This window comes from Pseudomonas sp. S2_A05, from assembly GCF_054668485.1.
Map to the genome: position 1 here is coordinate 164,969 of NZ_CP162775.1, position 24,733 is coordinate 189,701.

The 24,733-nt window shown below is 61.7% G+C and carries 22 protein-coding genes and 1 pseudogene; 13 read left to right on the top strand and 10 right to left on the bottom strand.

Features of this window, described 5'->3' with window-relative positions; all coding sequences use genetic code 11:
* Window positions 1-21: 21 nt before the first annotated feature.
* From pcaH to pcaC, 6 genes are all read left to right on the top strand, one after another.
* Window positions 22-726, top strand: a complete 705-nt coding sequence (pcaH, locus tag AB4O12_RS00800; RefSeq protein ID WP_041478916.1) for a protocatechuate 3,4-dioxygenase subunit beta — start codon at window positions 22-24, stop codon at window positions 724-726.
* A gap of 1 nt (window position 727) precedes the next feature.
* Complete coding sequence (gene pcaG, locus AB4O12_RS00805; protein ID WP_095180561.1) at window positions 728-1,294, top strand: protocatechuate 3,4-dioxygenase subunit alpha; 567 nt, start codon at window positions 728-730, stop codon at window positions 1,292-1,294.
* A gap of 261 nt (window positions 1,295-1,555) precedes the next feature.
* A complete protein-coding gene (locus AB4O12_RS00810) occupies window positions 1,556-2,851 on the top strand; it encodes an MFS family transporter (RefSeq protein WP_041478914.1) in 1,296 nt (431 codons plus the stop codon).
* Between the two features lie 45 nt (window positions 2,852-2,896).
* Window positions 2,897-4,261, top strand: a complete 1,365-nt coding sequence (locus AB4O12_RS00815) for a 3-carboxy-cis,cis-muconate cycloisomerase (protein ID WP_460060114.1) — start codon at window positions 2,897-2,899, stop codon at window positions 4,259-4,261.
* 11 nt (window positions 4,262-4,272) lie between these two features.
* Window positions 4,273-5,064, top strand: coding sequence for a 3-oxoadipate enol-lactonase (gene pcaD, locus AB4O12_RS00820; RefSeq protein WP_310214661.1), 792 nt, complete (start codon window positions 4,273-4,275; stop codon window positions 5,062-5,064).
* Window positions 5,065-5,074: 10 nt separating this feature from the next.
* Complete coding sequence (gene pcaC, locus AB4O12_RS00825) at window positions 5,075-5,467, top strand: 4-carboxymuconolactone decarboxylase (RefSeq protein ID WP_007917093.1); 393 nt, start codon at window positions 5,075-5,077, stop codon at window positions 5,465-5,467.
* 103 nt (window positions 5,468-5,570) lie between these two features.
* Here pcaC and AB4O12_RS00830 read toward each other — a convergent pair whose 3' ends face one another.
* From AB4O12_RS00830 to emhA, 5 genes and pseudogenes are all read right to left on the bottom strand, one after another.
* Window positions 5,571-6,377: a methyltransferase domain-containing protein gene (locus AB4O12_RS00830; RefSeq protein WP_460060117.1), complete on the bottom strand. Its 807-nt coding sequence runs from the start codon at window positions 6,375-6,377 to the stop codon at window positions 5,571-5,573.
* Between the two features lie 292 nt (window positions 6,378-6,669).
* Window positions 6,670-7,929, bottom strand: coding sequence for an OprD family porin (locus AB4O12_RS00835; protein WP_460060119.1), 1,260 nt, complete (start codon window positions 7,927-7,929; stop codon window positions 6,670-6,672).
* Window positions 7,930-8,306: 377 nt separating this feature from the next.
* Entirely contained in the window at window positions 8,307-9,767 is a 1,461-nt protein-coding gene (gene emhC / locus AB4O12_RS00840; protein ID WP_024011945.1) for an efflux RND transporter outer membrane subunit EmhC, read from the bottom strand.
* Window positions 9,764-12,929 (bottom strand): annotated as a pseudogene (gene emhB, locus AB4O12_RS00845) (efflux RND transporter permease subunit EmhB). The gene emhC and the pseudogene emhB overlap by 4 nt, the downstream one beginning before the upstream one ends.
* Window positions 12,930-12,932: 3 nt before the next feature.
* Complete coding sequence (emhA, locus tag AB4O12_RS00850; RefSeq protein WP_039762673.1) at window positions 12,933-14,090, bottom strand: efflux RND transporter periplasmic adaptor subunit EmhA; 1,158 nt, start codon at window positions 14,088-14,090, stop codon at window positions 12,933-12,935.
* A 266-nt stretch (window positions 14,091-14,356) separates the two neighbouring features.
* On the opposite strand from emhA, the gene emhR reads away from it, so the two are divergent.
* Window positions 14,357-14,989: an efflux system transcriptional repressor EmhR gene (gene emhR / locus AB4O12_RS00855; protein WP_016771330.1), complete on the top strand. Its 633-nt coding sequence runs from the start codon at window positions 14,357-14,359 to the stop codon at window positions 14,987-14,989.
* 211 nt (window positions 14,990-15,200) lie between these two features.
* On the opposite strand, the gene AB4O12_RS00860 is transcribed toward emhR, so the two are convergent.
* Genes AB4O12_RS00860 through AB4O12_RS00870 form a run of 3 tightly spaced genes read right to left on the bottom strand, consistent with a single transcriptional unit; the run spans window position 15,201 to window position 17,787 of the window.
* Window positions 15,201-16,250 (bottom strand): alkene reductase, encoded by a 1,050-nt coding sequence (locus AB4O12_RS00860; RefSeq protein ID WP_016771329.1) that lies wholly within the window; start codon window positions 16,248-16,250, stop codon window positions 15,201-15,203.
* 33 nt (window positions 16,251-16,283) lie between these two features.
* A complete protein-coding gene (locus AB4O12_RS00865) occupies window positions 16,284-17,450 on the bottom strand; it encodes an MFS transporter (protein ID WP_016771328.1) in 1,167 nt (388 codons plus the stop codon).
* A 34-nt stretch (window positions 17,451-17,484) separates the two neighbouring features.
* A complete protein-coding gene (locus AB4O12_RS00870; protein ID WP_016771327.1) occupies window positions 17,485-17,787 on the bottom strand; it encodes an ArsR/SmtB family transcription factor in 303 nt (100 codons plus the stop codon).
* Between the two features lie 168 nt (window positions 17,788-17,955).
* Here AB4O12_RS00870 and AB4O12_RS00875 point away from each other — a divergent pair, with 168 nt between their 5' ends.
* Window positions 17,956-18,540 (top strand): acyl carrier protein phosphodiesterase, encoded by a 585-nt coding sequence (locus tag AB4O12_RS00875; RefSeq protein ID WP_460060122.1) that lies wholly within the window; start codon window positions 17,956-17,958, stop codon window positions 18,538-18,540.
* 105 nt (window positions 18,541-18,645) lie between these two features.
* On the opposite strand, the gene AB4O12_RS00880 is transcribed toward AB4O12_RS00875, so the two are convergent.
* A complete protein-coding gene (locus tag AB4O12_RS00880) occupies window positions 18,646-19,440 on the bottom strand; it encodes a lysophospholipid acyltransferase family protein (RefSeq protein ID WP_122691696.1) in 795 nt (264 codons plus the stop codon).
* Window positions 19,440-20,195: an L-ornithine N(alpha)-acyltransferase gene (gene olsB, locus AB4O12_RS00885; RefSeq protein ID WP_016771324.1), complete on the bottom strand. Its 756-nt coding sequence runs from the start codon at window positions 20,193-20,195 to the stop codon at window positions 19,440-19,442. The genes AB4O12_RS00880 and olsB overlap by 1 nt, the downstream gene beginning before the upstream one ends.
* A 153-nt stretch (window positions 20,196-20,348) precedes the next feature.
* On the opposite strand from olsB, the gene AB4O12_RS00890 reads away from it, so the two are divergent.
* From AB4O12_RS00890 to AB4O12_RS00910, 5 genes are all read left to right on the top strand, one after another.
* Entirely contained in the window at window positions 20,349-21,227 is an 879-nt protein-coding gene (locus tag AB4O12_RS00890) for an acyl-CoA dehydrogenase middle domain-containing protein (protein ID WP_460060124.1), read from the top strand.
* 164 nt (window positions 21,228-21,391) lie between these two features.
* Window positions 21,392-22,471: a serine hydrolase domain-containing protein gene (locus AB4O12_RS00895; protein ID WP_460060126.1), complete on the top strand. Its 1,080-nt coding sequence runs from the start codon at window positions 21,392-21,394 to the stop codon at window positions 22,469-22,471.
* Entirely contained in the window at window positions 22,468-22,764 is a 297-nt protein-coding gene (locus tag AB4O12_RS00900) for an amidase (RefSeq protein ID WP_252868926.1), read from the top strand. The genes AB4O12_RS00895 and AB4O12_RS00900 overlap by 4 nt, the downstream gene beginning before the upstream one ends.
* A 170-nt stretch (window positions 22,765-22,934) precedes the next feature.
* Window positions 22,935-23,525: a YceI family protein gene (locus AB4O12_RS00905; RefSeq protein WP_016771320.1), complete on the top strand. Its 591-nt coding sequence runs from the start codon at window positions 22,935-22,937 to the stop codon at window positions 23,523-23,525.
* A gap of 1 nt (window position 23,526) precedes the next feature.
* Entirely contained in the window at window positions 23,527-24,684 is a 1,158-nt protein-coding gene (locus AB4O12_RS00910; protein WP_305382369.1) for a phospholipase D-like domain-containing protein, read from the top strand.
* Window positions 24,685-24,733 lie beyond the last annotated feature (49 nt).

Sequence of the window (24,733 nt, forward strand, 5' to 3'; positions counted from 1 at the left end):
ACAAGAACTGAGGAAAGCGAAATGACTGACAAGCCTGGTTACCGTCGCCCACAGGCAGGCACTCAGCCTGACTACCTGCACCCGACGTATCAATCCACCAACCTGCGCTCGCCGTCCAAGCCGTTGGTGCACCTGCCGCACTCGCTGTCGGAAATCACCGGGCCGACCATCGGTGCCGAACACGTTGCCGAGAAGGACAATGACCTCACCGCGCAGCACGACGGCGAGCCGCTGGGCGAGCGCATCATCATTCACGGCCGCGTGCTCGACGAAGACGGCCTGCCGGTGCCGGGGATTCTGGTGGAGATCTGGCAGGCCAACGCCGCCGGCCGCTACAACCATGCCCGCGACCTGCACGACGCGCCGCTGGACCCGAACTTCACCGGCACCGGCCGCACCGTCACCGATGCCGATGGCTGGTACCAGTTCCAGACCATCAAGCCCGGCGCCTATCCGTGGGGCAACCACCACAACGCCTGGCGCCCGGCGCACATCCACTTTTCCCTGTTTGGGCCGAGCATTCTTACGCGTCTGGTCACGCAGATGTACTTCCCCGGTGATCCGCTGCTGGCGTATGACCCGATCTACAACTGCGTGCCGGACACTTCGGCCAAGGAACGCCTGATCGCCAGTTTCGATCTGGAAAAAACCATTCCGTCCTACGCCCTCGGTTACCGCTGGGACATCGTGCTGCGCGGCCGTGAAGCCACGCCGATGGAGAAATAAGATGACGCTCTATGCGACCACGTCCCACACCGTCGGGCCGTATTACCACATCGGCCTGACCTGGCTGAACCGCGAAACCCTGGCCAACGAGCTGACCCTCGGCGAGCGCGTGGCAATCACCGGCCAAGTGGTGGATGGCAATGGCGATGTCGTCAACGACGCCATGCTCGAAGTCTGGCAGGCCAACGCCGCCGGCAAGTACGACCACCCGGAAGATCAGCAGGACAAACCGCTCGACCCGAATTTTGAAGGTTTCGGTCGGGTGCCGGTCGACGCCGAAGGGCGCTTCCGTTTCACCACGATCAAACCGGGCTCTGTGCCGGGGTTGAAAGGCTCGACCCAGGCGCCGCATCTGGTGGTGCTGGTGTTTGCTCGTGGTCTGGTCAAGCATTTGCTGACGCGGATTTATTTTGAAGGTGAACCGGCGAACGTGGCTGATCCGTTGCTGGAATGTGTGCCGGCGGAGCGTCGCCAGACGTTGCTGGCCAAGGCGGATGCGTCGGGTGTGTACCAGTGGAATGTAGTTCTGCAGGGCACCGATGCCGAGACGGTGTTCTTCGATTATTGAGAGAACACCCCAAATCCCCTGCAGGACAGAGTCCCTGTGGTGAGGGGATTTATCCCCGCTGGGCTGCGAAGCAGCCCCAAAAACCAGTCGGCGCGGTATTCAGATGAACCGCGTGTATCTGATTTGCGAGTGCTTCGCACTCGAGCGGGGATAAATCCCCTCGCCATAAAGGCTGATCCAGACGTGGGTGATGATCCGATGTGGAACGGGACTGTTGCAAAGTATGTCTAGACTGTGACTGTCCCTATCGAGTGAAAAACAATGACAACCACCACCTCCCACTACACCGGCGAAGAGCGCAGCAAGCGCATCTTCGCTATCGTCGGCGCTTCGTCCGGCAACCTCGTCGAATGGTTCGACTTCTACGTCTACGCCTTCTGCGCGATCTATTTTGCCCCGGCGTTTTTCCCCTCCGATAACCCCACCGTGCAACTGGTCAACACCGCTGGCGTGTTCGCTGCCGGGTTCCTGATGCGTCCGATTGGTGGCTGGATTTTCGGCCGGGTCGCTGACAAGCACGGGCGCAAGAACTCGATGCTCATCTCGATTCTGATGATGTGCTTCGGCTCGTTGCTGATCGCCTGTTTGCCGACCTACAAGGACATCGGCGTCTGGGCACCGGTGCTGTTGCTGTTCGCGCGTTTGCTGCAAGGTCTGTCGGTCGGCGGCGAGTACGGCACCACCGCGACTTACATGAGCGAAGTCGCGCTCAAGGGCCAGCGCGGATTCTTCGCCTCGTTCCAGTACGTGACGCTGATTGGCGGGCAATTGCTGGCGGTGTCGCTGGTGGTGGTGCTGCAACAGTTCCTCACTGAAGAAGACCTGCGTGCCTACGGCTGGCGGATTCCATTCGTGGTCGGTGCGGTGGCGGCGCTGATTTCGCTGTTCCTGCGTCGTTCGCTGAAGGAAACCACCAACAAAGAAACCCGCGCACACAAAGACGCCGGCAGCATCACTGCACTGTTCCGCGATCACAAAGCGGCGTTCATCACCGTGCTCGGCTACACCGCTGGCGGCTCGCTGATTTTCTACACCTTCACCACCTACATGCAGAAATACCTGGTGAACACCGCCGGGATGCACGCCAAGACCGCCAGCTACATCATGACCGGCGCGCTGTTCCTGTATATGTGCATGCAGCCGCTGTTCGGCATGCTCGCCGACAAGATCGGCCGGCGTAACTCGATGCTTTGGTTCGGCGCCCTCGGCACGCTGTTCACCGTGCCGATTCTGCTCAGCCTGAAAAGTATCAGCAGCCCGTTCCTCGCCTTCGTGCTGATCACCCTGGCGCTGGCAATCGTCAGTTTCTACACCTCGATCAGCGGTCTGGTGAAAGCCGAGATGTTCCCGCCGGAAGTCCGCGCGCTTGGTGTCGGCCTGGCTTACGCGGTGGCGAATGCAATCTTCGGTGGTTCGGCGGAATTCGTTGCCTTGAGCCTCAAGGCTGGCGGCATGGAAAACGCCTTCTACTGGTACGTCACGGCGATGATGGCGGTGGCTTTCCTGTTCAGCCTGCGTTTGCCCAAGCAGGCGAAGTATCTGCACCACGATCTGTAAACCCATGTGCGCGGGCTGCGAGGCCCGCGCCGGCAAGGACTGTTTATGACTCAGCGACCGGGCAATCAATTGTTCGATGCCTACTTCACCGCCCGCGATATGCGCGAAGTGTTCTGCGATCAGGGCCGGGTGCAGGCGATGCTTGATTTCGAAGCGGCGCTGGCCCGGGCTGAGGCGCGGGTCGGGCTGATTCCTTCATCGGCCGTGGCACCGATTGCCACAGCGTGCGACGCCGGTCTGTATGACTTCGCGGCGCTGGGCGAGGCGATTGCCACGGCCGGCAATTCGGCGATTCCACTGGTCAAGGCCTTGGGCAAGCAGATCGCCTCGAGCGATGCCGAGGCCGAGCGCTATGTGCATCTGGGCGCGACCAGTCAGGACGTGATGGATTCCGGGCTGGTCTTGCAATTGCGCCAGGCGCTGGCGCTGATCGAAAACCAACTGGCACAACTGGCCGACTCGCTCGCCACTCAGGCACAACGTTTCGCCGCCACGCCACTGGCCGGTCGCACCTGGCTGCAACACGCGACGCCAGTGACCCTCGGTATGAAAATCGCCGGATGGCTGGGTGCCGTCACGCGCAGCCGTCAGCGTCTGCAACAACTCAAGCCACGTCTGCTGGTGCTGCAATTCGGTGGCGCCTCGGGCACGCTCGCGGCGCTGGGGGCACAGGCGTTGCCAATCGCTGAGGCCTTGGCCGAAGAGCTGCAACTGACCCTGCCCGAGCAACCGTGGCATACCCAGCGTGATCGCATCGTCGAGTTCGGCGCCGTGCTTGGACTGATCGCCGGCAGCCTCGGCAAATTCGGCCGCGACATCAGCCTGTTGATGCAGACCGAAGCGGCGGAAGTGTTCGAGCCCGCCGCACCGGGCAAGGGCGGCTCGTCGACCATGCCGCACAAACGCAACCCGGTCGGCGCGGCGGTGCTGATCGGCGCGGCAACGCGGGTGCCGGGGCTGGTGTCGACGCTGTTCAGCGCGATGCCGCAGGAGCACGAACGCAGCCTCGGTTTGTGGCACGCCGAATGGGAAACCTTGCCGGAGATCTGCTGCCTGGTGTCCGGTTCGCTGCAACAGGCGCGTTTGCTGGCCGACGGTCTGGAAGTCGACGCGGCGCGCATGGCCCGCAACCTCGAACTGACCCAAGGCCTGGTGCTGGCCGAAGCGGTGAGCATCGTCCTCGCCCAACGCGTCGGCCGCGACACCGCGCATCATCTGCTCGAACAGTGCTGCAAACGCGCGGTGGCCGAGCAGCGCCATCTGCGTGCGGTGCTCGCTGACGAGCCGCAAGTCACCGCCGAACTCAGTGGCGCTGAACTCGATGATCTTCTCAACCCCGCGCATTACCTCGGCCAGGCGCAAGTCTGGGTCGAGCGTGCGGTGGCTGAACACAACGCTTTGACTGTCTGAAGGAGAGGGCTGTGGCTTTCGTTCAACTCGCCGATGGCGAACTGCACTATCAAATAGAAGGCCCGGCCGCTGCGCCGGTGCTGGTGCTGTCCAACTCGCTGGGCACCGACCTGCACATGTGGGACGCGCAGATGCCGGCGTTCACCGAGCATTTTCGCGTGCTGCGTTTCGACACGCGCGGCCATGGGCAATCGCTGGTCACCGAAGGGCCGTACAGCATCGAGCAATTGGGCCATGACGTACTCGGTCTGCTCGATGCGCTGCATATCGAGCGCGCGCATTTCTGCGGACTGTCGATGGGCGGGCTGATCGGTCAGTGGCTGGGGATCAACGCAGGCCATCGTCTGCACAAACTGATCGTGTGCAACACGGCGGCGAAAATCGGCGATCCGTCGGTATGGAATCCACGCATCGAAACCGTGTTGCGTGACGGCCCGGCGGCGATGGTCGCACTGCGTGATGCCTCGATTGCGCGCTGGTTCACCCCAGACTTTTCCGCAGCGCATCCCGAGGCCGCGAAGAAGATTACCGACATGCTCGCCGCGACCAATCCACAAGGTTATGCGGCTAACTGCGCGGCCGTGCGAGATGCCGATTTTCGTGAACAACTGGCTTCGATCAACGTGCCGTTGCTGGTGATTGCCGGCAGCGAAGATGCGGTGACGCCGCCGTCCGGCGGGCACTTCATTCGCGACCATGTGCGCGACGCCGAGTACGCCGAGTTCCATGCGGCGCATTTGTCCAACGTGCAGGCCGGCGCCGATTTCAGCGACCGTGTGCTGGCGTTTTTGCAGGCTCAGTGAGGAAGATTTTGTGGACGAGAAACAACGTTACGACGAAGGCATGCAAGTCCGCCGCGCGGTGCTGGGCGATGCCCACGTTGATCGCAGCCTGACCACGCTGACCGAGTTCAACTCGGAATTCCAGGAGATGATCACCCGCCACGCATGGGGCGACATCTGGACCCGCCCGGGCCTGCCCCGCCATACCCGCAGCCTGATCACCATCGCCATGCTGATCGGCATGAACCGCGAGGGCGAACTGAAACTGCACCTGCGTGCGGCGGCCAATAATGGTGTGAGCCGTGGCGAGATCAAGGAAGTGATCATGCAGAGCGCAATCTACTGCGGCATACCGGCGGCGAACGCGACGTTTCATTTGGCCGAATCGGTGTGGGATGAACTCGGGGTTGAATCCCGCGAGTGAGGTTGTTGCACTGACGCCTTCGCGAGCAGGCTCGCTCCCACATTGGAATGCATTTCCCTGTGGGAGCGAGCCTGCTCGCGAAAGCGGTAGCGGCCGTAACGAATCACACCCTGGCGACAATAAATATTCGCTTGAATGCAAACAACGTATGCCCATCCCCCTCCTGCGGATAATGCTCATGCACCCGCATCAGGTAGTGATAGATAAACCGCGCCTGTTCCGCTGAACTCAACGCCTGCATCACCGGCCGCAGCGCCGAGACCTTCACCCAGTCATACACCGGCGACTTGCCGTCAACCACCTGCAACTGCTCGGTCTCCCAGATATCCAGCGACGTAGTCATGGGCGCGAGCAACCGATAGTAATCTTCCAGTGCCAATAACGGCCGCGCCGCCATGCGCTGGCGCAGTTCAGGTGTGCCCAGTGGTGTGCCACCGGGGCCGCCGTTTTCGAGGGTGTCGAGCATCAGCCGATACCACAGCGCATCGCGCCAGTCCGGCATGTGCGCCGCCAGACAGCCGCCGGGATTCAGATAATCGAGCAGGCGCGGCAGCAGTTTTTCATGGCCTTCGATAAAGTGCAGCACGGCGGCCGCGAACAGCAGATCCGCCGGTTGCTCAGGTTGCCAATCAAGCAGGTCGCAATGTTTCCACAACGCCCGGATCGGCAGGCAGCGTGCCTCATCGAGCATCTGCGCCGAGCTGTCGACGCCCTGCAACTGCGCGCGCGGCCAGCGTTTGGCCAACAACTGCGTGGCAATGCCGGTGCCGCAGCCCAGATCGTAAATGCGTTGCGGGTTGTGCAGGTCGACGCGGTCGAGCAATTCGTTGACCGGACGTTGTCTGAGACGGGAAAACTGCTGGTACGCCTTGGCGTCCCAATCGGGTGCAGTGGTGCGGCGCGTGATCATGAGGTGATCCTCCGGTGATCAAATGGTGTCTTCCGATGACAACCTGGTGCACAGCTGGAGACCGACTACGAAACGGAAGCGTGAAGGGTTGGAGCACCTGAGTCCTTCAGGTTTGCTCACTGTAACCGCCGCCCGCAAAAGCGCTACATGGCCTGACCAATGGCATGCATCTGTGATGGGAATCAAATGTGGGAGCGAGCCTGCTCGCGAAGGCCATTTCATATTCGACACAGATGTCGACTGAAGCAGCGCTTTCGCGAGCAGGCTCGCTCCCACAGTGGAGCATGTTTGGTTAAAGCAGGCTGATCGGGTAGCTGACGATCAATCGGTTCTCGTCGAACTCGTTGTTGCTGAAGTCGCGGCGCATGGTCGAGTTGCGCCATCTGACGTTCAAATCCTTCAACGTGCCGCTCTGCACCGTGTAACCGAGTTCCGATTCGCGACCCCATTCCTTGCCGTCGGTGATCGTCCCGGTGTGCACGTTGTCGCCGCTGATGTAGCGGTTCATCAGGGTCAGGCCGGGGATGCCCATGGCGGCGAAGTTGTAGTCGTGACGCAACTGCCAGGAGCGTTCCTGAGCGTTGTCATAACTGGCGTTGTAGCTGTCGTTGGCCAGAGTCCCGCCACTGGTGCCGTTGACGCGCATCCAGGCGCTGTCGCCGGTGAGTTTCTGCAGGCCGAGGTAGAACGTGCTGCCGCCGTACTTGGCCGAAAACATCCCGTACCAGGTCTTGTTGTCCAGATCGCCGGCACGCGCGCTGCCATCTTCCTTGCCATAGAAAAAGCCGAGGTTGGCGCCCAGCGTCCAGTCACCGAGCGGCTGACTGTGCAGCACATTGAGGTACTGCTGGCTGTAGATGTCCTTGAGTTGCGCATTCCATAAGCCGATCTGTGTGCGCTTGTCGTTGAACAGGTATTCGCCGCCCTGGAAGTTGAAACGGTCAGAGGTGAACGCGGCTTTGCCGGTCATCGACATGTCGCTCATGCTGCTGTCGTCGCGCGGGCTGTTGGCGCGGAACTGGCCGCCATAGAGGGTCAGGCCGGCGATTTCCTTGGAGGTGATCTGGCCGCCACGGAAGGTTTGCGGCAGCGAGCGACCGTCGTCCGAACGCAGAATCGGCAATACCGGCATCCACTCGCCGACCTTGACCTCGGTCTGCGAAAGTCTGGCCTTGAAGGCGACGTTGGTGCGACCGAAGTTGTCCGCCGGGCGCCCGTCATGGTCCAGCGGCAACAACTGCGTACCGCCCGTGCCTTTACCGCCATCGAGCTTGATCGAATACAGCCCGAGTACGTCCATGCCGAAACCGACGGTGCCTTGGGTAAAGCCGGATTTGGCGTCGAGGATGAAACTCTGCGTCCATTCTTCAGCCTTGCCCTGGGTTTTGGTCGGGTTGGTGAAGTTGCGGTTGATATAGAAGTTGCGCAGGTTCAGGTTGACCTTGGCGCCTTCAACGAAGCCGGCTTCTTGCGCCGCGACGGGGAGGGCGGCGCCCGCCAGGGCCAGGGCGATCAGGCCGGGAATTGCGTAAGGCGCAGGGGAGGTTGTCATGGGCTCGGGTCTCTCTTGTTTTTTTAGGGCGAACGGGTGCGCTGCGGCCGGTTTTCGGGGTGCAGACTTGGAAAGTATTCAGGGGTGAAACGATGGCAATCAGCCGGACGGGGCAGGGCGCGGGAGCATGGTGTCGAACCTGTTGTTATTGGTTTTGTGGAGCGAATGGTGCGGGGGGCGGATGTTTGGATTCAATTGGGAAAAGCGGGTTTTGGGCGATTATCGAACAGCATTGAAGATCAAAAGATCGCAGCCTTCGGCAGCTCCTTGCAGGGCAACGCATTTCAAATGTAGGAGCTGCCGAAGGCTGCGATCTTTTGATCTTCAAAAAACAAAAAGCCCACCAATAAGGTGGGCTTGATGTATTCAGCCGAGGATCAGAACAGCTTCATCTTCGGCGCTTCTTCTTTCAGCGCTTCGTTCTGCGCGGTCTGCGCATTCCAGCCACCACCCAGGGCCTTGTACAGGTTGACCGCACTGGTCAACTGCGCGAGGCGGTCGGTGATCAGCGCTTGTTGTGCGCTGAACAACTGACGCTGGGCATCGAGGAAGGTCAGGTTGCTGTCGACGCCGATGCGATAGCGACGTTCGGCCAAGCGGTAGTAATCCTGGTTGGCCTGCACGAAGTCACGCTGCGCTTGCAACTGCTCGGTGTAGGTCTGGCGCGCGGCCAGGCCGTCGGCGACTTCCTGGAAGGCCGTTTGAATGGACTTCTCGTAGTTCGCCACGCCAATGTCCTTCTGGATCTTGGCGTAGTCGAGGCTGGCGCGCAGGCTGCCGGCGTTGAAGATCGGCAGGTTGATCTGCGGCTGGAACAGCCACGTCCCCGAGCCACCCTTGAACAGACCGGACAGATCCGGGCTCAGGCTGCCCGCGTTGGCGGTCAGGCTGATGCTCGGGAAGAACGCTGCCCGCGCCGCGCCGATGTTAGCGTTGGCCGCCTTCAGGTTGTACTCGGCCTGGAGGATGTCCGGACGACGTTGCAGCAGGTCCGAAGGCAGACCGGCCGGTACGTCGCTGAGCAGATCATCAGACAGCGGTTTGGCGGCTTGCAGATTGGCCGGGATACCGGTGCCGAGCAGCAGGGTCAGGCTGTTTTCGTCCTGCGCGACCTGGCGGGTATAACGCGCCAATTGTGCCCGGGCGTTTTCCACGGAAGTGCGCGATTGCGCCAGGTCCAGCGCCGAAGCCACACCGACTTCGTTGCTGCGGCTGGTCAGCTTGTAGCTTTCTTCGAAGGCACCGAGGGTGTCCTGCGTCAGCTTGAGCAGTTCCTTGTCCGCTTGCCAGGTCAGGTAGGCATTGGCGACGTTGGCGACCAGACTGATCTGCGTACTGCGGCGTGCTTCTTCGGTAGCGAAGTACTGTTGCAACGCTTGCTCGCTCAGGCTGCGCACCCGACCGAACAGGTCGAGTTCGTAGGCGCTGACGCCGACGGTAGCCGAGTAGGAGCTGCTGATCATCGACTCGCCGGTCTGCGAGGCACGGGCCGGCAGACGCTGGCGGCTGCCGGCGGCATTGGCCGAAACTGCCGGGAACAGGTCTGCGCGCTGGATGCGGTACTGCGCCGCGTAAGCGTCGATGTTCAGCGCCGCGACACGCAGGTCGCGGTTGTTTTCCAAGGCGACCTGGATCAGCTGTTGCAGGGCAGGGTCATGGAAAAACTGCTTCCAGCCCTGTTCGGCAGCGGCTTGCGCCGGAGCCTGGGCCGGCGAATATGCCGGCCCCTGCGGGTACTGACCTGCGACCGGAGCCTCAGGCTGCTGATAGTCAGGTATCAGCGAGCAACCGCTCAGCACGAAGGCGGCGACTGCGATGGAGAGTAGCGACTTGCTCATTGGCCAGCCTCTTTAGGAGTTTCAGTAGTCTCATCCGCGTCGGTCTTTTTACGCTGACCGATGGACGACACAGTAACGAAGAACAGTGGGACCCAGAAGATCGCCAGGATCGTGGCCGTGAGCATACCGCCAATCACGCCGGTACCGATCGCGTGCTGACTGCCTGAACCGGCGCCGGTGGAAATCGCCAGCGGCACAACACCGAGAACGAAGGCCAGCGAGGTCATGATGATCGGGCGCAGACGCATGCGGCAGGCTTCGATTGCCGCCTCGCGCAGGCTGCGTCCCTGTTCATGCAGTTCCTTGGCGAATTCGACGATCAGAATGGCGTTTTTAGCCGCCAGACCGATGGTCGTCAACAAGCCCACCTGGAAGTACACGTCGTTGGACAGACCGCGCAGGCTGGTAGCCATCAGTGCACCGATGATCCCCAGCGGTACCACGAGCATGACCGCGATCGGAATCGACCAGCTCTCATACAGCGCCGCCAGACACAGGAACACCATCAGCAGCGACAGGGCGTACAGCGCTGGCGCTTGCGAGCCGGACAGACGTTCCTCGTAGGACAGACCGGTCCAGGAGATACCGACACCGGCCGGCAGCTTCTTGGCAATCGCTTCGACTTCAGCCATCGCTTCACCGGTGGAGTAGCCCGGCGCCGGAGCCCCGAGTACCTCGACCGCTTCCACACCGTTGTAGCGCGCCAGCTTCGGCGAACCGTAGACCCACTCGCCCTTGGCGAACGCCGAGAACGGAACCATGGTGCCTTCGGCGTTACGCACGTACCACTTCTTCAGGTCTTCGGGGCTCATGCGCGAGTCCGGCTGGCCCTGCACATACACTTTCTTCACCCGACCACGGTCGATGAAGTCGTTGACGTAGCTACTGCCCAACGCGATCGACAGGGTGTTGTTGATGTCGCTGATGGTGATGCCGAGGGCACTGGCCTTCTCGTCGTCGATTTCCAGCTGGAACTGCGGCTCATCGTTCAGGCCGTTCGGACGCACTTGGGTCAGCACCTTGCTTTGCGCCGCCATGCCAAGGAACTGGTTGCGCGCTTCCATCAGTTTTTCGTGACCGATACCGGCGCGGTCTTGCAGGAACACGTCGAAACCGGTGGCGTTACCCAATTCCAGAACCGCTGGCGGGGCGAAGGCAAACACCATCGCGTCACGGAAACTGAAGAAGTGTTGCTGGGCACGCGCGGCGAGCTTGAACACGCTGTTGTCGGCGTTACGTTCGCCCCACGGTTTGAGCATGATGAACGCCATACCCGAGCTCTGCCCACGGCCGGCGAAGTTGAAGCCGGTCACGGTGAACACCGAAGCCACCGCGTCCGCTTCACCACCGTCCTTGTTCGGACGCAGCAGGTACTCACGCATTTCATCCACGACCACCTGCGTGCGCTGGGCACTGGAACCGGCCGGGGTCTGCACTTGGGCGAACAGTACGCCCTGGTCTTCTTCCGGCAGGAACGCGGTCGGGATGCGGGTGAACAGCCAGATCATGCCGACGACGATCAGCAGATACGCCAGCAGGTACGGCGCCTTGCGGGTCAGCATATTGCCGACGCCGCGCTCGTAGCTGCGCACGCCACGGTCAAAGTTACGGTTGAACCAGCCGAAGAAACCTTTCTTCGGAGTACCGTGCTCGCCTTTCGGAATCGGCTTGAGCATGGTCGCGCACAGCGCCGGGGTGAAGATCAGGGCAACCAGCACCGACAGGGCCATCGCCGAAACGATGGTGATCGAGAACTGCTTGTAGATCACACCAGTGGAGCCGCTGAAGAATGCCATCGGCAGCAGTACCGCCGAGAGTACGAGGGCGATACCGACCAGTGCGCCCTGGATCTGGCCCATGGATTTCTTCGTCGCTTCCTTCGGTGACAAGCCTTCTTCGCTCATCACCCGCTCGACGTTTTCCACCACGACGATGGCATCGTCCACCAGCAGACCGATGGCCAGCACCATGCCGAACATGGTCAGGGTGTTGATGCTGAAACCGGCGGCGGCGAGGATGCCGAACGTACCGAGCAGTACCACCGGCACGGTCATCGTGGTGATGACGGTGGCGCGGAAGTTCTGCAGGAACAGGAACATCACCAGGAACACCAGAGCGATCGCTTCGACCAGGGTGTGCACCACGCCTTTGATCGACTCGGTCACCACCGGAGTGGTGTCGTACGGGAACACCACTTCCATGCCTTGCGGGAAGAACGGCTTGAGGCTGTCGATAGTGTTGCGCAGCGCTTTGGCGGTATCGAGGGCGTTGGCGCCGTTGGCCAGTTTCACCGCCAGACCGGACGCCGGGCTGCCGTTGAACTGGGCACTGATCGCGTAGTTCTCGCCGCCGAGACCAACTTCAGCCACGTCTTTGAGGCGAACCTGCGAGCCGTCCTTGTTGACCTTGAGCAGGATTTCCTTGAACTGCTCGGCGGTCTGCAGACGGGTCTTGCCGATGATCGTCGCGTTCAGTTGCTGGCCCTGCACGGCAGGCAAGCCACCGAGCTGACCGGACGACACCTGGACGTTCTGCGCAGCAATGGCGTTCTTCACGTCGACCGGGGTCAGGTTGAAGTTGTTCAACTTGGCCGGGTCGAGCCAGATACGCATCGCGTACTGCGCACCGAAGACCTGGAAGTCACCGACACCGGCGGTGCGCGAGATCGGGTCCTGCATGTTCGACACGATGTAGTTGGACAGGTCGTCCTTGCTCATGCTGCCGTCACGCGAAACCACGCCGATCACCAGCAGGAAGTTCTTCACTGCCTTGGTCACGCGGATACCCTGTTGCTGCACTTCCTGCGGCAGCAGCGGGGTGGCCAGGTTCAGCTTGTTCTGAACCTCGGACCTGCGCGGTGTCGGAGTTGGTGCCTTGCTCGAAGGTCGCGGTGATGGTCATGCTGCCGTCGGAGTTACTTTCCGACGACACATAACGCAGGTTGTCGATACCGTTGAGCTGTTGCTCGATGACCTGCACCACGGTGTCCTGCACGGTTTGTGCGGACGCACCCGGGTAGGTCACCTGGATCGCAATGGCCGGTGGCGCAATGCTCGGGTATTGGTTGATCGGCAATTTCAGGATCGAAAGTGCCCCGACCAGCATGATCACGAGGGCGATTACCCAAGCGAAAATCGGACGGTCGATGAAGAATTTTGACATGGGTTACTCCCCTTTGCCGCCGGCGGCTTTGTCAGCTGCCTGTGCGGGGGCCGGGTTCTTGGTGCCGACGTTAGTCGCCTCGGTCGCTTTGACCTCGACGCCCGGTTTGACGTACTGCAGCCCTTCGGTGATCAGACGATCGCCGGCTTTCAGGCCGTCTTCGATCAACCACTGGCTGCCGACAGTGCGGCTGGCCTTGAGCTGACGCAGCTCGACCTTGTTGTCGGCGCCGACGACCAGTGCGGTCGGGGTGCCTTTGAGGTCGCGGGTCACGCCTTGCTGTGGCGCGAGGATCGCTGCGCTGTTGACGCCGGCCTGCAACTGGGCGTGGACGAACATGCCTGGCAGCAGGGTGTGATCCGGGTTGGGGAACACTGCGCGCAGGGTCACCGAGCCGGTGGTCTGGTCAACCGAGACTTCGGAGAATTCCAGCTTGCCGTCGAGCTTGTACTGGCTGCCGTCTTCCAGGGTCAGCTTGACTGCGGCGGCGTTGTCGCCAGCCTTCTGCAGACGGCCACTTTCCAGTTCGCGGCGCAGTTCCAGCAGTTCCACCGACGACTGGGTGACGTCGACGTAGATCGGATCGAGCTGCTGAATCACTGCCATTGCATCGGCCTGGCCATTGCTGACCAGTGCGCCTTCGGTCACCGAAGAGCGGCCGATACGGCCGGAGATCGGCGCATAGACCTTGGTGTAACGCACGTTGATCTGCGCAGTCTGAAGCGACGCTTCCGATTGCAGGCGGTTGGCCAATGCGGTGTCGTATTCCTGACGGCTCACGGCTTGTTCGTCGACCAGTTGCTTGTAGCGGTCGGAAATCGACTTGGTCGAACGCAGGTTGGCTTCGGCACTTTTCAGCGTCGCTTCATAGACCGACGGATCGATCTGATAAAGCTGCTGACCGGCTTTGACGTCGGCGCCTTCCTTGAACAGACGCTTGAGAATGATGCCGTTGACCTGCGGGCGAACTTCAGCGATGCGGAACGCACTGGTGCGGCCCGGAAGTTCCGAGGTCAGGGTAAAGGCTTGTGGTTGCAGGGTGACGACGCCGACCTGAGGGGGCGGAGCGGCAGGGGCCGCTTCTTCCTTTTTACATCCGCTGAGCAGCGATGCCAGGGCGACGGCAGTGACCAGAGCGGTAACAGCTGGCTTGAATTGCATGAAGATCCTCGGGTCAGGCGCGCAAGAAGCGCACAAGAAGTGTGAAAGAGTAAAAGTCGGGCACCGGGTGGATAAGTAGCTTGCTAAGTAATATACTTACGTTCATGGTTGTTTGTAAACACCTGCGCCGCGTACCCACCCTGATACAAAAGTCGTCGCAAGGTTTGAAATTGTAGGCCGGGGAGTCGATTCACGAGAGATCGCCCCCTCTTTATTCAGCGGATATTCAGCCATCCCTGAAACATCCTGTTTGAGGTTTTACTGCCATGGTCCGTCGTACCAAAGAGGAAGCTCAGGAAACCCGCAGCCAGATTCTGGAAGCGGCCGAGAAAGCCTTTTATGAAAGGGGGGTTGCCCGCACCACCCTGGCGGACATCGCGACCCTCGCCGGCGTAACGCGTGGCGCCATCTACTGGCATTTCAGCAACAAGGCCGATCTGGTCCAGGCGATGCTCGACAGCCTGCACGAACCGCTGGATGAACTGGCCAAGGCCAGCGAAAGCGAAGACGAACCGGACCCGCTGGGCTGCATGCGGCAGTTGCTGATTCATTTGTTTCATCAAGTTGCACTGGACCCGAAAACCCGGCGCATCAACGAAATTCTGTTTCATAAGTGCGAGTTCACCGATGAAATGTGCGATCTGCGCCAGCAGCGCCGGACGGCCAGTCTCGATTGCAACCTGCGCATCGGCCTGACCCTGCGTAATGCGGTGAATCGCGGCCAGTTGCCGGAAGACCTCGACACTGCCCGCGCGGCCATCAGCATTCATGCCTACATCGACGGCCTGCTGTACGGCTGGCTGCTGGCCCCGGACAGCTTCGAACTGCACGCCGAGGCTGAACGCTGGGTCGACACCGGGCTGGACATGCTGCGCCTGAGCCCAAGCCTGCGCAAATGAAACAAAATGCGCAATTGCCCGGCAGGATGTCAATCAGCCGCCATGGCTGATCATCGCGGCGGGGAGTTTAAACGTAGCGAGTCGTGGATTTTGTAGGGAAATTGTGTCGCTGTTGTTAAACGGTGTTTGCTTGCGCTTGTCCTGCGCCAATAGCAAAAAGCCCCTGACTCTTAAAAGTCAGGGGCTTTTTCATTTCTGCGCTACAGCCTGATTACAAGGTCGGATAGTCGATGTAGCCGACCGGACCCTTGCCGTAGAAAGTCTCCGGATGCGGCTCGTTCAACGGCGCATCGGCCTGCAAACGTGCCGGCAGGTCCGGGTTGGCAATGAACGGCACGCCGAACGCTACGGCGTCTGCCTTACCGCTGGCCAGCCACTCGTTGGCGCTTTCCTTGGTGAACTTCTCGTTGGCGATGTACGGGCCACCGAAAGCTTCTTTCAGTTGCGGGCCGAGGCTGTCGGCGCCTTCTTTTTCGCGCGAGCAGATGAACGCGATGCCACGCTTGCCCAGTTCACGGGCGACGTAGGTGAAGGTCTCGGCAAGATTGTCATCGCCCATGTCATGGGAATCGGCACGCGGTGCCAGGTGCACACCAACGCGGCCAGCGCCCCAGACTTCGATCGCGGCGTCGGTCACTTCCAGCAGCAGGCGCGCACGGTTTTCCAGCGAGCCGCCGTACTGGTCGGTGCGCTGGTTGGTGCTGCTTTGCAGGAACTGGTCGAGCAGGTAGCCGTTGGCGCCGTGGATTTCCACGCCGTCGAAACCGGCGGCCTTGGCGTTCTCGGCACCGGTGCGGTAGGCGTCGACGATGTCGGCGATTTCAGCGGTTTCCAGAGCGCGCGGCGTTGGGTAGTCGGCCAGCGGACGCACCAGGCTGACGTGGCCCTTTGGCTGGATGGCGCTTGGCGCGACCGGTGCTTCACCGTTCAGGTACGAAGGGTGGGAAATGCGGCCAACGTGCCACAGTTGCAGGAAGATCTTGCCGCCGGCGCCGTGAATCGCCTTGGTCACGTTGGCCCAGCCACGCACTTGATCGTTGGACCAGATGCCCGGGGTGTCCGGATAGCCGACGCCCATCGGCGTTACCGAAGTGGCTTCACTGAGGATCAGGCCGGCCGAGGCGCGTTGTACGTAGTATTCGGCCATCAGCGCGTTCGGCACACGGCCTTCGTCGGCGCGGCAGCGGGTCAGCGGGGCCATGATGATGCGGTTGTTCAGCTCGATGTCGCCGAGTTTGATCGGGTCGAAAATAGTCGCCATGTCTAAAAGCCTCTCTTTAATAAAGGAAGTTGATCAGTTGGAAGCAGGGGCCAGCTCGGCATTGCCGTTCTGGCGGAAGGTAATCAGGGTTACCAGCAGGGCCAGTACAGCCAGCGCGGCGGCGGCCAGTGGCACGCTGGTCAGGCCGTAGCCGTGGGCGATGACGCTGCCGCCGACCCAAGCGCCAAGCGCGTTGCCGACGTTGAAAGCGCCGATGTTCAGGGTCGAAACCAGGTTCGGCGCAGCCTTGCCGAAGGTCACCACGTTGACTTGCAGCGCGGGCACAGCGGCGAAACACGCGGTGGCCCAGAGGAACAGGGTGATTTCAGTCGGGATCAGCGCGACGCTGGTCCAGCTCAGCACCGTGGAAACCACGGCCATGGCGATGAACACGCCGATCAGCGTGGCGGCCATGCCTTTATCGGCGAGTTTGCCGCCGATGATGTTGCCGACCGTCAGGCCCAGACCGATCAGCATCAGTGTCCAGGTCACGCCACGCGGCGACACGCCGGTGACTTCGCCAAGCAGTGGCGCTACGTAGGTGAACAGGGTGAAGACCGAGGCGGCGAACAGCGCGGTCATGCTCAGCGACAGCCAGATGCCGGCGCCTTTGAGCGCGGCGAGTTCGGCGCGCATGTCGAGTTTCTCTTCGTCACGCTTGGCCGGCAGAAAGCGGATCAGGCCGATCAGCGCGATCACACCGATGACGGTCACCGCCCAGAAGGTCGAACGCCAGCCGGCTTCCTGACCCAATGCGGTGCCCAGCGGTACGCCGAGCACGTTGGCCAGGGTCAGACCGGTGAACATCAGGGCGACCGCCGAGGCACGTTTGTTTGGCGCGACCAGATTGGCCGCGACCACCGAGCCGATGCCGAAGAATGCACCGTGGCACAAAGCGGTGACTACCCGGGCAAACATCAGCACGTTGTAGTCGCTGGCGATGGCGCAGAGCAGGTTGCCGACAATAAAGATGCCCATCAACGCCACCAGCGCGGCCTTGCGCGGCAGCTTCGCGGTGGCCAGCGCCATGAACGGTGCACCGATGGCCACGCCCAGGGCGTAACCGGTGACCAGCCAGCCGGCGCCGGGAATCGACACACCGAGATCCGCCGCCACGTCGGGCAGCAGGCCCATGATGACGAATTCGGTGGTGCCGATGGCGAAGGCGCTCAGGGCGAGGATGAGAAGCGAAAGGGGCATGCAGGTTTCCTTGTCGGCTGGCTGACGTTAAGGGTCAGAGCTCTTTACTGAGGGTGCTGAGAAACGCCTGGATGACGTCCTCGTTACGTTTGAAAAAATGCCACTGCCCGGCCTTCTGGCTGCTGATCAGCCCGGCCCGTTGCAACGTCGCCAGGTGTGCCGACACGGTCGATTGCGACAGGCCGCAACGTTGATCGATCTGCCCGGCGCAAATACCGTATTCGTGGTTGTGCAACTGCTCGGGGAATTCGCCTTTCGGGTCTTTCAGCCAGTTGAGGATGTCTCGCCGTACTGGGTGCGCCAGGGCTTTTATTATTTCGTCGAGGTCGAGGTTCATGGCTTGGGCTCGTAGTGGCAGTAGCGATATATCGCGATGGAGCGAACTTTAAATCGTTGGATCGCGATATACCAATATGAATTCGGTCTGACGAGCGCATAAATCGCTATATCGGGTTATAACGATGCGAGGGTGCTGGAGCAGCAAGCGCAGTGCTAAGCTGCGCCCATGAACTATCTCGCGCATTTGCATCTCGGCGGCCAGCGCCCCGGTCAGTTACTCGGCAGCTTGTATGGCGACTTCGTCAAAGGTCGGCTGCAAGGCCAGTTCGACCCGGAAGTGGAGGCGGCGATTGCGCTGCATCGGCGCATCGACGTGTTCACCGATCGGCATCCACTGGTCGACATCGCTCTGGGCCGCTTCAACGAAACGCGGCGGCGTTATGCCGGAATCGTCCTCGATGTGTTTTTCGACCATTGCCTGGCGCGGGACTGGACGCTGTATGCCGATCGACCGCTGGAGCAGTTCACCGCAGACGTCTATCAGGTGCTGTCCCGCGAACGGCAATTGCCGGAGCGGCTGGCAAAGATCGCCCCGCACATGGTCGCCAACGACTGGCTGGGCTCGTATCGCGAATTTGCAGTGCTGGAGCAGGTGTTGCGCGGGATCTCGCGGCGCCTGACCAGGCCCGAGGAATTGGCCGGGGCGATGGCGGAGTTGCGGCGGTTGTATGAGCCGTTGAGTGAAGACTTCAGCTTGTTCTACCCGCAATTGCAGGATTTCGCACAAAACTCTGATCCACTGAAGATCTGAATGTGGGAGCGAGCCTGCTCGCGAAGGCGTCCTGTCCGTCAATATATTCGGCGACTGACAGGTCGCATTCGCGAGCAGGCTCGCTCCCACAGGGGATTTGTATTTTCAGGCGGCGATCAAATCGCCTGCGCGACGCGGTTCGGCAGGTTTCGCCACCTCACCAAACAACACCTTCTGCACCGCCTGCTGCGCTTCGAACGCCAGCGCCGCGCGCTCGCGGCCCTGACAGGCAATCGGCTTGAGCAGATGCACCTCGACATCGCCGCAGTCGTGGCTGAACAGGCGCATCAAGTGCGAGAGCAGGTCATCGTCGCCAATGAATGGCGCCAGTGTGTCGATTTCGCCGTCACGCAGATAACGGATCGCCACCGGTTGCAGCATCACCTCGGAATCGATCGCCGCCGACAGCAGGCGACCATGAAAGGTGCGCAGCGAACGGCCATCGGTGGTGGTGCCTTCGGGGAACATCAGCAGCGCATGTTCGGTTTGCAGATGGCGGGTCATCTGCTTGCGAATCAACTGGCTGTCGCCCGACCCACGGCGGATGAACAGGCTGCCGGCCTTGGCCGCTAGCCAGCCGGCCACCGGCCAGGTGCGCACTTCGGCCTTGGACAGAAACGACAGCGGTGTGAGCATGCCCAGCAGCGGAATATCGGTCCACGACACGTGATTGCTGACCCACAGCATCGGCTGTTTCGGCAGCTCGCCATGCACGCTCACGCGAAACGGCAGGGCGTTGCTCAGCCGCGCCATGAAGAAGCGCGACCAGCGCTGGCGCCGCTCCATCGAGTGGGCCAGACCGATGCGTTCGAACACGCCGAAGACGCTCGCCATGGTCAGCCCCAGCGTCACCACCAGCAGCACTCGCGCGATTCGCGCGTACACCCGCAACCGGCTCATCACACCGCCGCCTTGAAGTGTTTGGCGTAGCGCGGGCAGAGTTCGTCGCGCTTGAGCAGGATGAACACGTCGGCCACCTGGAAGTCTTCGTCCCAGCACGGCTCGCCGCAGATCTTCGCCCCGAGGCGCATGTAGGCCTTGAGCAGCGGCGGCATTTCGGCGATGACGTTGGACGGAATATCCAGCGTCGGCAGCGGATTTTTCGGCTCGGCGCGCAGGTGTTCGGTGCACAGATAACGTTCGCGCAGACGCTGCATGATCGCGTGGGCCTGAATGCCGCCGTCCTGCATCGGGATGCTCGCGCAACCCATCAGATAGCTGTAGCCGCCCTGATTGAGCACTTCGGCCAATTCGCCCCAGAGCACGGCGATGGTGCCGCCGTTGCGGTACGCCGGATCGACGCAGGTGCGGCCGATTTCCAGGATCGGGCCTTGCAGATGGGCGAGGCCGTGCAGGCTGAATTCTTCTTCGCTGTAGAACTTGCCGAGGCTGCTGGCGGCGGTGTGATCGAGCAGACGCGTGGTGGCGACCAGGCGCCCGGTGTTCAGATCACGCACGCCGATGTGGCTGCAGTGAACATCATAATCATCCATGTCCAGACCCAGTTCGGCGCCTTTGAGTTTGGCGTTGAACTCGCCGCTGAAGACGGCGAAGCGCAGGGCCTGGGCTTGCTGCAAGGCTTCGGCGCCGATCAGGCGTTCGGCTTGCAGGCGGCGTTCATTGCCGGTGTCGCTGATGCGGGCGATTTGCGTCATGTGAATCTCCGTACGGGCCTTTAACCCGTCGTGGGTTGCAGCCGATCGACTTTCTTTATGCAGCCGTGTTGTGCAAAGTCAGGCTATGTAGCCCCGGTGTCATCGCCATGAACGTTCGGTGATGCTTATATGACAGCCCACAAGGAGGCGCCCATGCCCTGGCCAGATCTGCTGCACCGCCGTGAACGCTTGCCCGCCGCAGCTGATCTGGCCGAGGGCTTTGCAACGTTGTTGCAGACGCTGGGCAACGTCACGCCGTTCGAATTGGCGGTGGCCGGCGGGCGGCGGATGGCGACGCCGGGGCTGGCGTTTCTGGTGGGTTATCAGGCGGCGCTGCGCATGTTGTGGCCGAGCGCGCCGCTGAGCCTCGGCGCCTTGTGCGCGACCGAACAACGCAGCCTGCGTCCGGCCGACATGCAAACGCGGCTGAAAGATTTGCGCCTGAGCGGGCGCAAGGATTTCGTCACCGCAGGCGACGCCGCCGATTGGTTACTGGTGGCTGCGCGCAGTGAGGAGCCTGGCGAAACACCGCGCCTGAGTCTGGCGGTGGTGTATCCCGGCGAGCCCGGCGTGAAGGTGGAAAAACTGCCGGCGTTGCCGTTGATGCCGGACATCAGCCACGGTCGCCTGCATCTGGACGGCGCCCTGTGCGAACTGCTCGCCGGCGACGGCTGGGACGCCTACGTCAAACCGTTTCGCAGTCTTGAGGATGTCTACGTGCTCAGCGCCATGACCGCGTGGCTGTACGGCATCGGCCAGGACAGCAATTGGCCGCAGGCCCTGCAATTGCGTTTGCTGGCGCTGCTGGCCGGGTGCGCCGAGGCCAGCCGGCAAGCGCCGAACAATCCGCCCTGGCATGTGCTGCTGGGCGGGTTGTTTGCGCAGTTTGAAGCGCTGGCGGGGGAGGTGGACCAGGCATTGGGCAATGGCCCGGTGGAGTGGGCGCAGATGTGGCAGCGGGACAAGGGCGTGATGCAGTTGGCGGCGGGGGCGAGGGCCAAGCGGTTGGCCAAGGCTTTGGCGGTGACCTGAGCGGCCCCTTCGCGAGCAGGCTCGCTCCCACAGGGACGGTATTCTTCAATTGAAATGCGATCAACTGTGGGAGCGAGCCTGCTCGCGAAGGCGGCCTCAAAATCACCATACATCTGTCATAAACCCCGACTAGTCTCGACAGGTTCATTCCCAGAGCGCCCACCATGTTCAAAGGCCTGTCGCTGTTCCTGCTGCTGATCAGCCTCACCGTCCGCGCCGAACAATGGCCCGGCGAGCAATGGCCCATCGCACCGCAGATCACCGGCCCGGCCGTCGAGGCGCTGGAAAACTACGCCTTCGCGCCCCGCAACGACGCCACCCGCGAAGGCATCCGCACCGACGCCTTGCTGATCATCCGCGACGGCCAGATCATTTACGAACGCTACGCCGCTCCGACCACTGCACAGACACCGCATCTGACTTGGTCGATCAGCAAAAGCCTGCTGGCAACGGTCCTCGGCGTGGCCTACGGCGAAGGCCGGTTCAAACTCCATGATTCGGCGCTGAAGTTCTACCCGACGCTGGACAAACACCCGGCGATCACCCTCGGCCATCTGCTGAACTGGGCCTCCGGTCTCGATTGGCAGGAGGACTACGAATACGCCCCGCTGAAATCTTCGGTGGTGGCGATGCTCTACACCCGCGGCCATCGCGACATGGCCGCGTTCACCGCCGCACACGACAGTTATGCCGCAGCGGGTCAGGCTTTCCGTTATTCCAGCGGTGACAGCAATCTGCTCGCCGCTGCCCTGAAAACCATGGTCGGCGCAGAGCGTTATGCCGATTATCCGTGGACAGCATTGTTCGAGCCGTTGGGCATTCGCCACGCCGTGTGGGAAAGCGATGCCAGCGGCACCTTTGTCGCCTCGTCCTATGCCTATCTCACCGCGCGGGATCTGGCGCGGGTCGGTCTGTTGATGGCGCGCGGCGGGCGCTGGAACGATCGGCAGTTGCTGCCCGAGGATTGGCTCGCGTTCAACCTCACACCGTTTGCCGGCTACAAGGCGCATCAGGACGAAGCCGTGCCCGGCGGCCACTGGTGGCTCAATCGTCGTGTCGACGGCGCCACATCACCATGGCCCGACGCCCCACCCGACACCTTCGCCGCCCTCGGCCACTGGGGCCAGGCGCTGTATGTGATGCCCAGCCAGAAACTGGTGATCGTGCGTTACGGCGATGACCGCGATGGCAGCTACCGGCACAACGAACTGCTCAAACGCGTGTTGCAGGCGGTGCGGCGATGAAGCGCTTTCTATTGTTGCTGTTGGTCGTGCTGCTCGGCTGGGGTTGGTATGAGCGGGAGAATCTCTGGGCTTTCCCGGACATCATCAGCGCCTACACCGCCAAGGAATATTGCTCGTGTCGTTATGTGATGAACAACGATGCTGGGTATTGCCGTGGCTATGTGAAGCAATGGCTGCCAACCAGCCGTTTTACCGATGACGCTTCGAGCAAAACCATCACCGTCAGCGGCATGGGCCGCAGCAACAGCGCGCAGTGGCTGAGCGAACGCCAGGGCTGTCGCCTGAATCCTTGAATTATCTGGTCTCCCCTGTGGGAGCGAGCCTGCTCGCGAAATCGTCGCAAGCCGCAATACATGCTGTGCGGGGAGCATTGCATTCGCGAGCAGGCTCGCTCCCACAGGGCTTGCAATAACTTGGCGGGCGGTTAAGGTTCGTGCAGGTTTATCGCCCCCACGAGTGTTCAATGTTCAACCGCTCCCTCTATACAACCTTCGCCAGTCTGCTGTTGACCGCCGTTGCGCTGCCGGCCCAGGCCAATTGGTATCTGGACGGCGAGTCGTCGCGGCTGTCGTTCGTCAGCACCAAAAATGCCAGCGTTTCGGAAGTGCAGCGCTTTCTGGTGCTGCACGGCAAGGTCGACCCCAACGGTCGCGCCGAGGTCGAAGTCGAGCTCGAATCGATCAACAGCGGCATTCCGCTGCGTGATGAGCGCATGCGCAAGGAGCTGTTCCAGATCGAGCAGTTTCCCGCAGCCACCATCACTACCCAGATCGACCTGCGTCCGATCAACGATCTGGCCCCCGGCGCGCAGCTGGAGTTGCGCCTGCCGCTGACCGTCAGCCTGCACGGCAAGCAGCACGAATACCCGGCCGAGTTGCTCGCCACGCGTCTCGATGACCGGCGTTTTCAGGTGGTCACGCTGGAGCCGCTGGTGATCAATGCCGAGGATTTCGATCTGGCGCCCGGCCTGGAAAACCTGCGCAAACTCGCCGATCTGTCGGCGATCAGTCTGTCGGTGCCGGTGGGTGCGGTGCTGATCTTCACGGCGCGCTGACATGCGCGGTGCGGTGTTCCCCTGGCGTGACGGCAACCGTTTCGAACTGTTGATCGACGGCCCGCAGTTCTTTCCGCGCATGCTCGAGCACATCGCTGGAGCTACAGAGCAGATCGAACTGGAGCTGTACCTGGTCGAGGCCGGCGCCTGCGCCGAAGCCATCGTCCAGGCGCTGGTCGCGGCGGCCGAGCGCGGCGTGCGCGTGCGTTGCCTGTTCGATGATTACGGCAGCCTCGCGTTCACGCTGCACCTGCGCCAGCGCCTGACTCAGGCCGGGGTCGAACTGCGTTTTTACAATCGCCTGAGCTGGCGGCGCTGGGTCGGCAACTTCTATCGCGACCACCGTAAATTGCTGCTGGTCGATCAATGTCTGGCAGTGGTCGGCGGCACCGGCGTGACCGATGAATTCTGGACGCCGGGCCATGATGTCAGCGAGTGGCACGAGGTGATGGTCGAGATCAGCGGCCCATTGGTGATCGATTGGCAATTGCTGTTTGATCGCCAGTGGATCGCCAACCGCTACCGCCGCGCCTGGCGCCCGGCCGCGCATTTCGGCTTGCCGCGCCTGCCCCGCGTACCGGACAAGGGCGAAGGCATGGGCCGCGTGGCGTATGCCGATGCCCGTCAACATCGCGACATTTTGCAGTCGTTGTTCCGTGCGTTGAACAGCGGGCAAAAACGCATCTGGATGGCCACGCCGTACTTTCTGCCGACCTGGAAAATCCGCCGCTCGCTGCGCAAAGCCGCCGCACGCGGTGTCGATGTGCGCTTGCTGCTGACCGGGCCGCGCACCGATCACCCGTCAGTGCGCTACGCCGGCCATCGCTACTACCCGCGCCTGCTCAAGGCCGGGGTGCAGATCTTCGAATACCAGCCGTGTTTCCTGCACCTGAAAATGGTTCTGGTCGACGAATGGGTAAGCATCGGTTCGTGCAATTTCGATCACTGGAATCTGCGTTTCAATCTGGAGGCGAATCTGGAAGCGCTGGACCCGGCGTTGACGGCAGCGGTAGAGGCGAGTTTTGTGAAGGACTTCGGCTTGAGTCAGCTGGTGAGCCTGGAGGAATGGCAGCGCCGACCGTTGTGGCGGCGGATCAAGCAGCGGGTGTGGGGCTGGGTGGATCGGTTGGTGGTGAATATTCTCGATAGACGCGGATAACCACGATTTTGAATACACCCTGAATCCAATGTGGGAGCGAGCCTGCTCG

Bases quoted from the DNA above. Each gene is read 5' to 3' on its own strand.
- AB4O12_RS00865 (WP_016771328.1), bottom strand. From the start codon at position 17,450: ATGCCCCTTTCGCTTCTCATCCTCGCCCTGAGCGCCTTCGCCATCGGC.
- AB4O12_RS00830 (WP_460060117.1), bottom strand. From the start codon at position 6,377: ATGATCACGCGCCGCACCACTGCACCCGATTGGGACGCCAAGGCGTAC.
- AB4O12_RS00880 (WP_122691696.1), bottom strand. From the start codon at position 19,440: ATGAGCCGGTTGCGGGTGTACGCGCGAATCGCGCGAGTGCTGCTGGTG.
- AB4O12_RS00815 (WP_460060114.1), top strand. From the start codon at position 2,897: ATGACTCAGCGACCGGGCAATCAATTGTTCGATGCCTACTTCACCGCC.
- AB4O12_RS00890 (WP_460060124.1), top strand. From the start codon at position 20,349: ATGCCCTGGCCAGATCTGCTGCACCGCCGTGAACGCTTGCCCGCCGCA.
- AB4O12_RS00900 (WP_252868926.1), top strand. From the start codon at position 22,468: ATGAAGCGCTTTCTATTGTTGCTGTTGGTCGTGCTGCTCGGCTGGGGT.
- AB4O12_RS00910 (WP_305382369.1), top strand. From the start codon at position 23,527: ATGCGCGGTGCGGTGTTCCCCTGGCGTGACGGCAACCGTTTCGAACTG.
- pcaG (WP_095180561.1), top strand. From the start codon at position 728: ATGACGCTCTATGCGACCACGTCCCACACCGTCGGGCCGTATTACCAC.
- AB4O12_RS00835 (WP_460060119.1), bottom strand. From the start codon at position 7,929: ATGACAACCTCCCCTGCGCCTTACGCAATTCCCGGCCTGATCGCCCTG.
- AB4O12_RS00810 (WP_041478914.1), top strand. From the start codon at position 1,556: ATGACAACCACCACCTCCCACTACACCGGCGAAGAGCGCAGCAAGCGC.
- AB4O12_RS00870 (WP_016771327.1), bottom strand. From the start codon at position 17,787: ATGAACCTCGACCTCGACGAAATAATAAAAGCCCTGGCGCACCCAGTA.
- AB4O12_RS00895 (WP_460060126.1), top strand. From the start codon at position 21,392: ATGTTCAAAGGCCTGTCGCTGTTCCTGCTGCTGATCAGCCTCACCGTC.
- AB4O12_RS00875 (WP_460060122.1), top strand. From the start codon at position 17,956: ATGAACTATCTCGCGCATTTGCATCTCGGCGGCCAGCGCCCCGGTCAG.
- pcaH (WP_041478916.1), top strand. From the start codon at position 22: ATGACTGACAAGCCTGGTTACCGTCGCCCACAGGCAGGCACTCAGCCT.
- emhC (WP_024011945.1), bottom strand. From the start codon at position 9,767: ATGAGCAAGTCGCTACTCTCCATCGCAGTCGCCGCCTTCGTGCTGAGC.
- emhA (WP_039762673.1), bottom strand. From the start codon at position 14,090: ATGCAATTCAAGCCAGCTGTTACCGCTCTGGTCACTGCCGTCGCCCTG.
- emhR (WP_016771330.1), top strand. From the start codon at position 14,357: ATGGTCCGTCGTACCAAAGAGGAAGCTCAGGAAACCCGCAGCCAGATT.
- AB4O12_RS00905 (WP_016771320.1), top strand. From the start codon at position 22,935: ATGTTCAACCGCTCCCTCTATACAACCTTCGCCAGTCTGCTGTTGACC.
- olsB (WP_016771324.1), bottom strand. From the start codon at position 20,195: ATGACGCAAATCGCCCGCATCAGCGACACCGGCAATGAACGCCGCCTG.
- AB4O12_RS00860 (WP_016771329.1), bottom strand. From the start codon at position 16,250: ATGGCGACTATTTTCGACCCGATCAAACTCGGCGACATCGAGCTGAAC.